The organism is Marinobacter alkalisoli (assembly GCF_045449855.1).
In the GTDB taxonomy this organism is placed as follows: Bacteria; Pseudomonadota; Gammaproteobacteria; order Pseudomonadales; family Oleiphilaceae; genus Marinobacter.
The window spans coordinates 245,045-259,002 of the sequence record NZ_JBJJLC010000005.1; the positions used below are offsets into that span (position 1 = coordinate 245,045).

The 13,958-nt window shown below is 58.3% G+C and carries 10 protein-coding genes; 5 read left to right on the forward strand and 5 right to left on the reverse strand.

The genetic code is table 11. The features are described 5' to 3' along the window. Positions 1–106 precede the first annotated feature (106 nt). From malK to ACJO5Y_RS03230, 3 genes are all read right to left on the reverse strand, one after another. On the reverse strand, positions 107–1,222 hold the full coding sequence (malK, locus tag ACJO5Y_RS03220; protein WP_406984981.1) for a maltose/maltodextrin ABC transporter ATP-binding protein MalK: 1,116 nt from the start codon (positions 1,220–1,222) through the stop codon (positions 107–109). A 37-nt stretch (positions 1,223–1,259) separates the two neighbouring features. Further along, on the reverse strand, positions 1,260–2,873 hold the full coding sequence (locus ACJO5Y_RS03225) for an alpha-glucosidase family protein (RefSeq protein WP_406984982.1): 1,614 nt from the start codon (positions 2,871–2,873) through the stop codon (positions 1,260–1,262). Positions 2,874–3,102: 229 nt separating this feature from the next. Continuing rightward, positions 3,103–4,476, reverse strand: coding sequence for an SLC5/6 family protein (locus ACJO5Y_RS03230; RefSeq protein WP_406984983.1), 1,374 nt, complete (start codon positions 4,474–4,476; stop codon positions 3,103–3,105). 171 nt (positions 4,477–4,647) lie between these two features. On the opposite strand from ACJO5Y_RS03230, the gene ACJO5Y_RS03235 reads away from it, so the two are divergent. Beyond that, on the forward strand, positions 4,648–4,968 hold the full coding sequence (locus ACJO5Y_RS03235) for a TraR/DksA family transcriptional regulator (RefSeq protein WP_406984984.1): 321 nt from the start codon (positions 4,648–4,650) through the stop codon (positions 4,966–4,968). Between the two features lie 45 nt (positions 4,969–5,013). Here the strand turns inward: ACJO5Y_RS03235 and malT are convergent, their stop codons facing one another. Continuing rightward, a complete protein-coding gene (malT, locus tag ACJO5Y_RS03240; RefSeq protein WP_406984985.1) occupies positions 5,014–7,770 on the reverse strand; it encodes an HTH-type transcriptional regulator MalT in 2,757 nt (918 codons plus the stop codon). 260 nt (positions 7,771–8,030) lie between these two features. Between malT and ACJO5Y_RS03245 the strand changes: the two genes are divergently transcribed. The 4 genes from ACJO5Y_RS03245 (at position 8,031) to ACJO5Y_RS03260 (ending at position 12,909) form a co-directional block, all read left to right on the forward strand. Continuing rightward, entirely contained in the window at positions 8,031–8,831 is an 801-nt protein-coding gene (locus ACJO5Y_RS03245; protein ID WP_406984986.1) for a C39 family peptidase, read from the forward strand. A gap of 329 nt (positions 8,832–9,160) precedes the next feature. Next, positions 9,161–10,171, forward strand: coding sequence for a transporter (locus tag ACJO5Y_RS03250; protein WP_406984987.1), 1,011 nt, complete (start codon positions 9,161–9,163; stop codon positions 10,169–10,171). A 37-nt stretch (positions 10,172–10,208) separates the two neighbouring features. After that, a complete protein-coding gene (locus tag ACJO5Y_RS03255; RefSeq protein ID WP_406984988.1) occupies positions 10,209–11,834 on the forward strand; it encodes an OmpP1/FadL family transporter in 1,626 nt (541 codons plus the stop codon). A 43-nt stretch (positions 11,835–11,877) separates the two neighbouring features. Beyond that, positions 11,878–12,909 (forward strand): MalM family protein, encoded by a 1,032-nt coding sequence (locus ACJO5Y_RS03260; RefSeq protein ID WP_406984989.1) that lies wholly within the window; start codon positions 11,878–11,880, stop codon positions 12,907–12,909. A gap of 2 nt (positions 12,910–12,911) precedes the next feature. On the opposite strand, the gene ACJO5Y_RS03265 is transcribed toward ACJO5Y_RS03260, so the two are convergent. Then, positions 12,912–13,943 carry a polysaccharide deacetylase family protein gene (locus ACJO5Y_RS03265; RefSeq protein WP_406984990.1) on the reverse strand — a complete coding sequence of 344 codons (1,032 nt, stop codon included), beginning with the start codon at positions 13,941–13,943 and terminating at the stop codon, positions 12,912–12,914. Positions 13,944–13,958: the final 15 nt, after the last annotated feature.

Genomic DNA, 13,958 nt, shown 5'->3' on the forward strand with positions numbered 1-13,958 from the left:
TTAACTTTCGCGACCCGGTCAGGCTAAATCCCCCCCTACTGACCGGGTTTTTTTACGGCCAAAAAAAAGGGGGCTGTTGCAGCCCCCGGATTGGTGTCAGTAACGTTCAGAAATCTATGCAGGGTTCCTGGAACAGGCGAGGGCAGGCACTGCCGTCCTGACGGAACAGATGGCACTTGTTGGCATTCATGCCCAGGGTCACTGGTGTGCCTTCCTGTACCGGGTTACTGCCGTCGGTCCGCATGGTAAGAACGCCTTCAACGTTATCGATTACCAGATGCACCAGAGTCTGGTACCCAAGGCGCTCTACCACATGAACTTCACCTTCCAGGTACATGTCAGCTTCCTGGTTTTCGCTCAGATGCTCCGGGCGTATACCCAGGGTAACCGTTTCCCCCTCGGAGAGCTCCGAGCCATTGACCGGCACCTCCAGGCGATGGTTGCCGGGCAATACGACGGTCGCGGACTGGCTGCTTGCGGATGCAACCGTGCAGTCAATGAAGTTCATCTTCGGCGAACCGATAAAGCCGGCAACAAAGCGTGTCGCGGGGTAGTGGTAAAGCTCCATGGGTTTGCCGACCTGGGCAATGGCACCGTTGTCCAGAGCCACGATTTTGTCGGCCATGGTCATGGCTTCCACCTGGTCGTGCGTTACGTAGACCATGGTGGCGTCAAGACGTTTGTGCAGCCGGGAAATCTCGATACGCATCTGTACGCGCAGTGATGCATCAAGGTTGGATAACGGCTCATCAAACAGGAATACCGCCGGCTCGCGAACAATGGTGCGGCCAATGGCAACCCGTTGGCGTTGGCCGCCGGACAGGTCCTTGGGCCTGCGTTCAAGCAGTTTGTCCAGCTGCAGCAGGTTTGCCGCATCCTCGACCCGGCGGTTGATTTCAGCTTTGTTGGTCTTGGCGAGCTTCAGACCAAATGCCATGTTCTCCGCCACGTCCATGTGAGGGTAGAGCGCGTAGGACTGGAACACCATGCCTACTTCCCGCTCCTTGGGTGGCAGGTTGTTCACCCGGTCGTTGCCGATGTACATGTCGCCGGACGTAATGTCCTCCAGCCCGGCGATCATGCGCAGCAAAGTGGATTTGCCACAGCCGGAAGGGCCGACAAAAACCACGAACTCACCGTCTTCAATATCCAGGTTCACGTTACGTGTAACCTGGACCTCGTCATAACTCTTGCAGATGTTGCGTAAGGTTACGCTGGCCATAACTAGACTCTTCTTGTTTGATCAGTGTGATATTGAATCAGCCGCGGGCTATGTCGATGCCCCAGGCCCCGAGATTGAGCTCCCGGTCTTGCCACTGGCCACCGACAAAGTCTGGAGTTCCTGCCAGTTGGGCACTTCCTTGCGGGAGGTTGATTGCCACCGGATTGTTGCTGAGGTTCAGTGCAATATACAGGGTCTCCCCCTGGTACCGGCGGGCGTACAGCAGGGTATCCTTTGGTGACTCAAGGAACTCGATGTCCCCCTTAAGCAGTGCCGGTTGGCCTTGTCTCCAGCCGAGGAACGAACGGTAGGCGCCCAGAACCGAGCTTTCATCATCATTCTGGAGTGAGACAGCATCGCTGTAATGTTTATCATAAACCGGTAGCCAGGGAGGTGCATCGGAGAATCCACCGTGGGGCTGCTCGTGATGCCATACCATCGGGGTGCGGCAGCCGTCCCGGCCCTTGTATTCGGGCCAGAAGTTGATGCCATAGGGATCAACCAGATCCTCATACGCCAGTTCGGCTTCCGGCAAACCCAGTTCTTCGCCCTGATAAACGCAAACGCTGCCACGTTGGGTCAACAGCATGACCATGTAGGCCTTGAGCTGCTGATCCGATGTCGCCCCCCAGCGGGTGGCGACCCGGGTCACATCGTGATTTCCGATCGCCCAGCAGGGCCAGCCATCGGTGAGCTTGTCTTCAATGGTGTTGACGGTTTTGCGGAAGAAATCCGCACCGTGCTGTTCGGTCAGCAGGTCGAACGAGTAGGCCATGTGGAGCTTGTCGCCACCACTGGTGTAGTCCGCCATGGTCTGTAGTGAATGATCGTCGCCAATTTCTCCCACAGTGGTGGTGCCGGGATAATCATCCAGCAATGCGCGCAGACGCTTGAGAAAATTCAGGTTTTCCGGCTGGGTCTTGTCATACTTGTGGAACTGGTATGCATAGGGGTTTTCCTTGCGTACGCCGATGGATCCTTCCGCGACAGACTCGCTGGGCGGATTGTCCCTTAGCATGCGGTCATGGAAACAGAAGTTAATGGCATCGAGCCGGAATCCGTCCACTCCGCGGTCCAGCCAGAACTTCACATCAGAAAGCACCTGATCCTGCACTTCCGGGTTGTGGAAGTTCAGGTCAGGCTGACTGGTCAGGAAGTTATGCAGATAGTACTGCTTGCGGCGACTGTCCCATGACCAGGCCGGGCCTCCAAAAACGGATAACCAGTTGTTGGGTACTGTGCCGTCCTGCTTGGGATCAGCCCACACATACCAGTCCGCTTTTGGGTTATCGCGACTGGCGCGGCTTTCCACAAACCACGGATGCTGGTCGGAGGAATGGCTGAGCACCTGATCGATCATGATCTTGAGGCCGCGCTTGTGGGCCTCGGCAATCAGGGTGTCGAAATCCTCCAGGGTGCCGAAGATCGGGTCGACGTTACGGTAATCGGCCACGTCGTAGCCGAAGTCTTTCATGGGCGACGTGAAGAACGGTGACAGCCAGATCCCATCCACATTCAGGCTGGCGATATAGTCCAGCTTGGCGGTGACTCCGGGAAGATCGCCGATACCATCACCGTTCGAGTCGTAGAAGCTGCGTGGATACACTTGATAGATGACGGCGCCGCGCCACCAGTCCGGGTTCCTGATCATATTTCCTCGCTTACACCCTGATGGTGAAAATTATTATTTACTCCGTATCCGTCCATAGTGCGGTGGGGCTGGCAAGCGTTCATCCTCCTGTCTGACTTTTTGGTGGCGTAGATGGGGGGAGGAGGGGGGAGTAGGAGGGCGGAGGCAGGATCGGTCTCCATTTCAGGCAGATAATCAGAATTGGTGGGCCTGGCCGGACAGCTGAAACTCTCCGGCCAGTCATGGAAGCTTAGGTTGCCTTTTTCCGGCCGGCAAGGGTCGCCAGTACCACACTGACGACCGCCGAGCACAACAGCGCCCCAAGGAAGGGGGGCAGGGTGGGAATGGCTCCGGGGAAACTGGCTGCCTCAAGGCCTGCAACCAGGGTTCCACCGCCAATCCAGCCGGGCAGGATGGCACCGATCAGGCCCGCCAGCCCTCCACCGACGGCTGCGGTTGTCGACATTTTCTTCCACAGTCCCATGAGGACCGGAATCACGGCGGTTGCGCACAGCAGGTCGGCGATCAGGAACAGCCGGAGCACGGAGATGCCCTGTAGCGCCACCAGCACCACGGGAATCATCAGCAACACCGTAATCCAGCGGGCGGATGTCAGTGACAAGCCTTTCTTCTCGGTAACGGCCAGCGAGGCCAGGGCATTCTGCAGGGTATCCACCGAGGAAGCGACCAGGGTCAGCGCCAGTACCAGGGCCGGGATGGTCAGCCAGGCCGGTGCACCTGAGAGCATGGCAAAGAATGGAATGGGGGGTGAACCCAGGTCAGTGCCGCTCATTGCCGCCGCGATTCCCAGCGATCCGACCGCGGCCACCACGGCAATGGTAATGATGCCGCCAAAGAAGGCACCGCGCTGGAGGGAAGAGGTATCGCGGGCGGACCAAAGGCGCTGCCAGTAACCCTGATGAAACAGGTTGGCGGCAGTCACTGCGATGACCAGGGTCAGTGCCACGCCCAGCGCGCTGGGCACCGGCACCGAAGCGGCGTGCTCCATGCTTACTTCCGGCAGCCGGTCAGTGGCCACCACACCGACAATCACCAGCAGGGCAATCAGCAGGAACGCCTGCCACTGGTCAGTCACAAGACTTGCCCGCAAACCGCCCCAAGCCGTGTAGATCAGTGTTGCAGCGGCAACACCCACCACCGCGATATTGCCGTTTATCGTTGAAAGCATGGAGGTGATGGCGCCAATGGCGGTAAGTTCCGCGGTGAGGAAACACAGCATATACAGCACGGAAATCAGCGATACATAACGGCGAACACTGTTGCCGTAGCAGGCCTGCGCGAACTCGCCAATGCTCCGGCCCTGGGGCAGGAAGCGACGAATGGCTGGCCCGCAGAAGGCGAATACGATAAACGGCAGGGCGGCCCCCAGTGCGTAGCCGGCCAGCGCCAGGGGGCCGACCAGGGCACCGACTTCCGGTGGCGCGAACAGTATCCACCCGCCCATGCCAGACGCCAGGAAACTGAAGCCCAGGGCCCGCGCGCCCTGAGAGTTTCTGGCGGTGACAAAGTCATCCAGGCCCCCATCCGCCAGTCTTGCCCGAACGCCGAGCCAGGTGAACAGAATGAGGGCGACAGCTATTGCCGCTGTGGTTGTGTATAGCATCCGATTTGCTCCGCCGAAGTGATGGGCGAGATAGTGCCATATCTCTGGCGGCTCAGCGAGGCCCGGACTTTACCTGAACTGCAATTTTGACAATCATTCCTGGAAGGTTCAGCTTATCATTTAGGTCTATGGCTCAATGATAGGATTGGCCGATAGCCGCGGAGGTTTGCCATGACTAACCGACAATCAGAACTTGAAACCCTTCGGGCGGATCTCAAGACCCGCCTTTCCCGTTTCGAGGCCCACCAACACCGTGAGGATGGCGCCCTGGAAAAGGATTTCGAAGAGCAGGCAGTGCAGACCCAGAACGACGAGGTGGTGGACTCTCTGGAAACGGAAACCCGTTCCGAGCTCCGTCAGATTGAACATGCCCTCGCCCGCATAGCTGAAGGCCTGGGCGATGAGTGTGAGCGCTGTGGTGAAGCCATCGACCCGCGCCGCCTTCAGGTGCTTCCCTACACGACGGTCTGCGTACAATGTGCTGAGGATTAACGGCCCGACGGCCTTGTTCAGGGCGCGTGGACCGTTGACCTGTGTTCACTCCCCCTGAATCTTGCTGAGAAGGTCCTTGGCCAGTTCAATGGCTTCGGCGCGATGGCTGATGTTCTGTTTCTGGTACAGACTGCGAATGTGGGTTTTCACCGTGGTGGAGGCCACCTTCAGGTGCTCCGCAATCTGGTCATTGGACAGGCCGGCATGAATCAGGCTCAGGATCTGCCATTCCCGGCGGGTGAGGGGAGACGTCCGGATCAGCTCCGGCACATCCGGCCGATCGATAATGTCCTGGATAATGGCTTCGTCCAGTGAAATGCGGATCGCGCGGCTGAAATCCCGCTGCTGCTGGGCCAGTTGAATCAGCCGCTCGGCACGCTGCAACTCCATGCCATCAATGGTGCCTTCATTGATCAGCGCCTTCAATATAACGATCAGCACCTTCCCCATGCGCAGAAAACTGCCCACGGCACCGGTGGTACTGGCCAGTGTTAACGCCATTCTCATGTGGGTCAGGGCCTGGTCCCGGCTTTCCATTTGCCAGTACAGATAGGCCAGGGCAATGTGATTGCGGTTGAGATCGGTTTTCAGGCCGATCCTTTCCGCCACTTCGGTAAGTGCGTTCAGCAACGGCAGGGCCTGTTCGAACTGCCCGAGGCTCATCAGGGCCCTTGCCCGGTTGCGGCCGTTGCACTGGTGGAAGTGGTTGGTCGCAGCGGTCGGATCGCAGGGCGGGGCTATGGTCAGCCACCGTTGGATCGAGTCATGATCGCGCACCGCATCCCAGTAGGTCAGCATTGTGGCATGGGCGTTGGCGACCCAGTCCAGATGGTAGTCGCCGGCGGCCAGCATTTTCTGGATACGGGCGATGTAATCGGCGCACAGGGTTTGCCGGCCGCGGGCATGCGCGACCTTTGCCAGCGAGGTATGGCTTTGCACATACCAGCGCTCGCCCTGGGCTTCGAGAATCTCGATACCCTGGAGGGCGCAACGCTCGGCGCTCTCAAGATGATGCCATTCCCACATGATCTGGCTACGAATCCGGAACAGGAATTCAAGGATGGGCAGATGATTGAGGTGGTTTTCCTCGGCGTACTGGAATGCCCGCTCCTGAATGTTATAGGCCTTCTGCAATAATCCCATGGCAACGCTGATCTCGGACTGCTGACACAGAGCCCAGAGTACGTTCTGGTGTGCATGGTGGGTGCGGGCGAGGTGCTCGGTATCCTGCATCCGTTCCAGGGCTTCCTCAAGCTGGCCCTGAACGAACAGCGCCTCGCCGATCACGGACGCTGCCGCAACCCGGGAGGTCGGCAGAAACCGGGCTTCCTGGTTGATTGCTTCCTTTGCCAGTGCCAGGGCCCGCTCATGGTCCCCGTAGTTCATCGCAACCTGGGCGCGAATGGCGCTGAACTCGCCTTCGATCGCCCGCTGGGTGTCTTCGTTCATCGACGCCTGCAGGCGGGTTTCCGCCGCAGACAGCCAGTTTTCGACTTCATCAAACCTGTATTGTCCCTGGGCAACCCAGGCGCGCAGCAGCGTCAGGGTCGGGTCCTGTGCAATGACATCCTGGGGCAGGGTGTCCAGGCAGCGCTGAAGGAGGCTGAATTGACCCTCAGTGAAGAACTTGCGGCCATGGGCGGTCAGTACACGGGTAATGCGGTCCGAATCCTTCGCTGCAATGGCGTGCTTTGCGGCTTCCTCCGCGTGATCCAGATCCAGCCACGCATCGGCTGCGCGTTGATGGAGTTCCTGCTGGTTCTCCCGGGTGGTGCAACTCAGCAGGTGGCGTAAATAGACCGAAAACAGTGGGTGGTAGCGGAACCAGAGAGCGGAATTGTCAACGGGCGTGATAAACAGCCCGAGGGCCAAAAGACTGCTGAGCAGGGCCTGGCCATCGTTGTCATTCATCACCCGCATGACCATGGCGGCATTAAAGCGGTCAAGGATGCTGGTGCGCAGCAGGAACGTCCGTTGCTGCTCGGTCAGGCTCTGGCCAACCAGTTCATCAAAGTAATCGAATATATGCTGGTTGCCGTGTTCCAGCTGGTCCACGAAGTCACCGAACTCGATGCTGGTAACCGCTGAGGCCGACAGTAGCTGCAGTGCCGATATCCAGCCTTCCACCCGCCTGACTGCACGTTCAATACTTTCCCGTGAAACCTCGAAGGGCAAACGTTTTTCAAAGTATCGCTGGGTCTCGTCCGCGCTGAACGCCAGGTCACGGGCAGTGATTTCGCCCATCCGTCCCTGCATGCGCAGTTGAGCGACGCCGACGGGGGGCAGGGTGCGGCTTATCAGCACCAGGGTGACGTGGGCGGGAAGATGGCGAAGCAGGAAGCGCAGGCTGTCATGGATAGCCTGATTTTCAATCAGATGATAATCATCAAGGACCAGGTACAGCGGTTCGTCGTCCTGGGGTAACTCGGCCAGCAGATCGGTCAGAAAACCTTCCAGTCCGGGGTAGCCGTTGGTTTGCAGCGTTTCCAGCGTGCCGGAGCTGGCGCCCGGTGACTGGATCTCAAACGCCTGGGCCAGATAGCCGGCAAACCGGGCGGGATCGTTGTCACTGCTCTCCAGCCGGTACCAGGCGGTTCTGGTCTCAAGCACCTGAAGTCGTTCGGCGATACAGGTGGTTTTGCCATAGCCGGCTGGCGCATGAACCAGCAGCAGACTGATGGGTTCCGGCCCGTGCAGCAGATCATCGAATTTCTCCCTGGGCAGGAGTGCTGCAGGTAAAAAGGGCCGCTGGTTTTTGGCAGCGATAAATGTCATGCGACCCGGGTTAAGTGTTGTTGTCATCAGGATCTTCAGGTTGGGTTACTGGCAACTTCAAAGGGTGTGATACCGGCTTTCGCCCCGGTAGTCAACTTCTGTGCCTGTGGTGGCAATGCCTTGAACCAGTTCTCAAAACCTTGCCCCACGGCCTCTTCTGCAGCGACAGATTTGAGGCACAGTTATCTTTAAGGCCCGGGGCTTTTCGGTATCTTACCGTAACAATATGTAACTCAATAATACGTGCGACAGACCGAAACCAATAATAACCAGGGACTTCTTCTGACATGCTGCTGGTGCTCGCCGGATCCATTCTAACTTTCACCATGGTGCAGGAAGCGACCGTGGTGGAACCCTTTGACAGAGGCACGGTGGTCATCGAACAGGATGTCGACAGCGGGCCCGTGAAGTTGCGTTCGGATGTCCGGGTAGAGCCGCTGGTAGAGCAGAAATTCCGTAACATTGTCCGCCAGGCTTATGACTACAGTTGCGGCAGCGCGGCCCTCACCACGGTGCTGAACTTTTACCTCGGGCGGACGCTGAACGAACGCCAGGTGATGGAAGGCCTGCTTCATTACGGGGAGAGCGAACGGATCGTTCAGCGCCGTGCCTTTTCCATGCTGGATATGAAACGCCTGGTGACAGCCCTGGGATATCCCTCCGGCGGATTCAAGGCCAACATTGAAGATCTGATTGACCTGGATCACCCCGCCATCGTTCCGATTCACCACGCCGGCTTCAAACATTTTGTTGTGCTCAGAACCATCCGCGACGGTCGGGTTTATCTCGCTGACCCGGCGGTGGGGAACATTTCCTTCACCCTGGCCCAGTTTGAAGAGAAGTGGGATGACAACGTGCTGTTCATCGTGTTTCCGGGCAGCGACCAACCGCTGGATTACCTTGAGCTCAAGGAAGAGGATCTGCGTTTCGTAGACGACCAGACCATGACCCTGCTGGCGCTGCAGCAGGTCCCCGAGTTCCATGAATCAACCGCCAGGCGCATTCAGAATCTGCTTGAACGCCAGAAAAACAATCCGGATGGCAGCGTGGAGAACACGCGCAAGCAGCTTCATTACCGCCGGAATTAAGGAGCCGCTGATTGACTCCTGAATCGCCTCTGGCTTTCAGAGCGATTCACAATCAAGGCGCGACTTTGAAGTAATGTCTGGACCTTGCAAAAAGGCGCAACGCGGAGTGTGGATTGCTCTGAAAGCCCCGAAGGGCGCGCTCTGAAGGCTGCATCTGCGGCGTTGCGACTCTTGCCAAGGGCTACGGCCATTGGCGGCGAGCCACGCCTTGCATCTACAGCCTTCAGATCGTGCAGAGGCTATTCAGGAGTCAATCAGCGGCTCCTTGACGGCCCGGATTCAGTGTCCGGGGATCAGGAATAATAAAACCAGAATTTAAGGGAGTCAGGATGAATCGTTGGTTTGTGCGAGGTTTTATCCTTTGTTCTATAGCCGGCCTGTTGCCCGGGATGGCGATGTCACAGGAAGGCAGTGTCGACCAGGCGAGGGAGGCACTGTCGAAACAGGAGGGTGACGAGGATTCCACCCGTCAGCTGGAAGAGGTTTTTCAGGCATCCGAGAAGAACTACTCGCTGCAGAAAAAAGGCTCCCATTCCCTGAACTATTCCTTTGATTACAGCTACACCGCTGATCAGCGGCTGGACCTGGCCATTACCAACGGTTCGGTTCGTAATCTCGATGTCGTGCCATCGGCCACCCACAACTTCACCAACGCTTTCTCCTATGACTATGGGTTCCTGGACAACCTGACGATTGGCACCCGGGTACCGCTGGTGGTCAAGTACGACACCCAGGACGAACTCAGCGTTTACGATTTCGGGGATATTTCCTTTACCGCCCGCTGGCAACCGTTTGCGTATGTCCCGGGCAAGATGTCCACCACCCTGTTCGGTACGCTCACTTCGAAGACGGGTGTCAGCCCCTACGAAATTGATATTAACGAGCAGCTCTCCACTGGCAGTGGCTATTATTCGATCGGTGGCGGCGCGAGTCTGTCCAAGGTGCTGGACCCGGTTGTCGTGTTCGGTTCCCTCAGCGCCACCTATAAACTGACTGAATCCGGCCTGCAGCAGGTTCGCGGGGCGCGATTGCTGGAGAAAGTGGAACCCGGTTTCGGCCTGTCAGGTTCGGCGGGATTTGCCTACTCCCTGTCCTACGACATTTCCCTCAGTGTGTCTGCCCAGCTCAGTTACAGCGATGAAACCATCCTGAGTTTTTCCAATGGTGACCAGGCGGTTGCCCAGGACCAGATGACCGGCTTTCTCAGTCTTTCACTGGGGACCCGCGTCAGTGACACCACCATCGTGAATACCAGCCTTGGTATTGGTCTGACCGAGGATGCCCCGGACTTTTCTCTGGGTGTGTCCCTGCCCATTAAGTTCTCCGGCCTTAAAGAGTGATCGAAGCCGCTGACGTTTTACGGGAAGGGAAGAACCCATGGTAATGACCAGCCACCAGAAAAAGATACTCGGGGCAGTGATCGCCACGACCATCTCATGTGGTGCCGAGGCCCAGCTCGCGCAGAACCTGACGATTCACCCCAAGGCCCTGGCGTTGGGGAACGCAGTTACGGCGGATCCGCCCGGTATTATGGCAATTCACTACAATCCGGCGGGCCTGACCAAGCTGGACGGTCGCCAGCTTGAAGTAAACCTGATGAGCGTTTATCTCGATGTCGATGCCGATTTCCATGCCCCGGATGGCTATGAAATATTCGGTATTGATGGCCTGGAGACCGATCCGCTAACCGGCGAACAACGGGATCCGGTCGCCAATAGCCACAGTCACACCAATAACGTGGCGTTGTACCTGCCGGGGTATGGCATCCTGCGCGCCCCTCCGGGACCTGCGATCGCGCCATCGGCGGGCATCAGCATTAATCCGCCGGGCTCCAAGCTGACTTTCGCCAACGCATTTTATCTGCCGCTGGCGGCCGGTTTTTACCGCGACAAAGACGATCCGGGCCGCTATCAGCCCCAGGCGACAGCGCTGCAAAGGACCACCTATCTGGCGCCCACCATTGGCTATGAGATCAATGACGAGTGGTCCGTGGGCGCGGGCATTCACCTGTCCCACATGGGGATTGCCGCAGACCAGTACATGCGGGCGCCCAATATGCTGCTGGGGGTAGCGGAAGTGCTCCAGGACGCCTTTAACTGTGAGAGTGGTGACGAACCACTACAGCCATGGCTGGCGTTATGCGGCGGTAACGTGGGCCCCTGGGACGATATTGGCGCCTTGAGCATCGATGTTCAGGAAACCCTGTCGCCCACCTATTCCCTCGGGGTGATGTGGGAGCCGACTGACTGGTTCAGTTGGGGCGCGAGCTATACGTCCGAAGCGGATATGAATCTCAAGGGTACCTTCGAGATTGAGTACACCGATGACTGGTCCGGCTTCTGGCAGAGTGTGAACGGCTCGGTACTGGGCGCGATTTCCTCCGCCATTCTCAGCTTGCCTTCCGGCGCCCCCCGTGAAGCCGGTAACGTCAGCATGGACCTGGTGTATCCGCAACATTTCCAGACCGGCGTCAGCGTGGATGTCCACCCGAAACTGACCGTGAACGTGGATGTGGGCTGGACCGACTACAAGCAGTGGGATGCGTTCCTGTTCCGCTTTGACCGCAACCTGGAATTCCTCAATGCGGCGCGGATCCTGTCTCCGGATAACGCCACACCGGACACCCTGCGGCTGCCCCTGGGTTTCACCGACCAGTGGAACTGGGCGTTCGGGGTTGAGTTCCATGCCTCATCCCGCCTGGACCTGCGGGCCGGGGTGGAGATCCGCGATTCGGTGATTCCGGATGACCAGAGGTCCATCATGGCGCCGTTCGGGGGCGCCAACCTGTACAGCATCGGCATGGGGTACCAGTGGGACAAGGACACCGAGATCGATATGAACCTGAGTTACCTTCACTCCATCGAAACCATTCCGGCGGATACCAGTTGCAACGTCAACTGTGACAATATAACCAATATCATTTACAACCCTTACGCCGGGCTGGATGTGAAAACCTCCCTGCGAGTGGTTATGGCGGGGCTCAGTTTCCGGACCAAATTCTGACGCAGGCCGGGAATCGGTGGCGTCGTTGAGGTGATCAGCCGTTATGTCGAACAGCCGACCCCTGCATCGGGGAGCCCTTATAGCCTCGCTCACCCTGGCGGTGGTCCTTTTGGCCGGTTGCCAGGGCAGTGGCGGCACATCGTCGTCCCGGGAGGGCTATTTCACCTGGGTGGACGATCAGGGCAGGGTTCAGCATTCCCGGATCATTCGTGAGCCCGAACCTGAAACCGAGGACCCTCGCCCGGATCCAGAACACCCCAGCCCATCCGCTTCTGACGAGAACGCCGAGTTCAATCTGGAAAACTACCCGGACGGAAACGAACTGGAGCGACGGGGCTATGTCCGCCCAGGGGAACCCCAGCCTTATTTCACCTGGCAGGACGCCGATGGCAATATCCGCACCAGCTATTACCAGCCGGATACCCGGTCCGACGTGGAAAAAGGGCGCATCAAACCGCCGGTGCAACTGACGCCCGCCAGTATCTACCAGCGCAGCGACTCTCCAGACCCCGTTGTGGAACGGGAGGGCGGCGATCCCGATGCCTTTGCTATTCTCGGTGTTGAAACGGCCGGAGACAGCTTCCTGGAGCGTTGGGCGGAGAACTGTTGCGAGGATTTCGGCCGGGGCAATGTCGAGGGCTGGCACAGTGATCGTGAGTTTGGTCTGACTGTCGATGACAGTTCCCCGGTCCATTCGTTCATCACCGGGCACAGCCACTATCGACTGGTTCGGATTCCGGCGGGAGCCGGCAGGCGGGATTTCATCATGCGCCTGCGATCTTTCGCGAGGGAAGGGATGTTTGTGCCGTCCGTGGCCTTTCTGGATGCCACCATGAAACCGGTGAGAATCGTGACCGACCTGGTGGCGGACTATGTACCGGAAACCTGGCACCGCCGTGGTTACCTGGAATCCTTTATTCCGGTGTTTCCCGGGCACGGTGAGCGCTGGATGGTGATCTTCACCCGGGACGAGGACCTGAGGGGCCAAACCGTTATCGAAGATAAGCGGGGGCCCCGTGCCATCAAACACAGCCGGCAGGGTGAGCTTGGGCTGGCTGAGATCCGGGAGCGTTAGCTTTAGTCTTCCGGTTTACTCAGATCCAGCCATTGCTGTGACAGCCAGTAATAGCTGCCGTCATCGGTGGGGTGAGTGCAGTTGTAACGGAAGCGCCGGCTGTTGAACGCGTCCGGAGCTCGCACTCTGACGACACCCGGACCGCTGGGCTTGATGTCGATACGACCCTGGCCCGATGCGAAGCAGGTCAGTCGGTTTACGCTGATGTGATCGGGGAGCGTCAATTCCAGAGTTGGCGGGTTGTCGGTCACAATACCCGCCGGCAAGGTGCTGGCATCCACTGGCAGTGCCTTGCTGAGGAGTTTGTTCTTCAGGCTGTTGAGTTGACCGTACGCGTTGGCCATGGGGAATCGTGGCAAGCGGGTAATACCGGAGGTTTCCCCCACCGCGCCGGACTGCTGGCCAAAACCGATCCATTCTCTTTCCGCCAGTTTGTCCTCAAGCCCGGCATCGAACTCGCCATAGGGATACGCAAACATGGGAACATCGGTGCCAAGTTTCTCCTTCAGGATCGACTGAGCCTGGTCCAGGCTGCTTTCCACTCTTTGCTCCCAGCCCGACTGGCTCTCATCGGGTCGCTTTGCCAGGTGTCCGTGATCGTGGCTGTGGTTCGCGATGGTGACGGAGGCTTTGCTTTCGAGCTCATTCAGTTGATCCCAGCTCATGTATCCGCGGCCCCCGACTGCGTCGGTGTTGACGAAGACTGTGTAGGGATAGCCTCTGTCTTCCAGCATGGGAGCCGCAGTTGTGTAGACGGAATCGTAGGCGTCATCAAAGGTAATCGCGACCTGTTTGCTACCGTCCAGCTCACCGCCGAGCGCGGCTTCGGTGCCTTTCTGCAGGTCGACCACATCCAGCTCCAGTCTTTCAATCATCTCCAGCTGTTCCTTGAACAGCGAGACGGAGGTACTCGTGGCAGGCGGAGTGGCATCGCTGACGTGGTGGTACTGGAGAACCACGAGATCGGCCCTGGCGCTGATGGCGGCACTGATAAACAGAAATCCACAGACAAAACGTGTGGTTGTTTTGACCATTCGTTAATCCTCGGT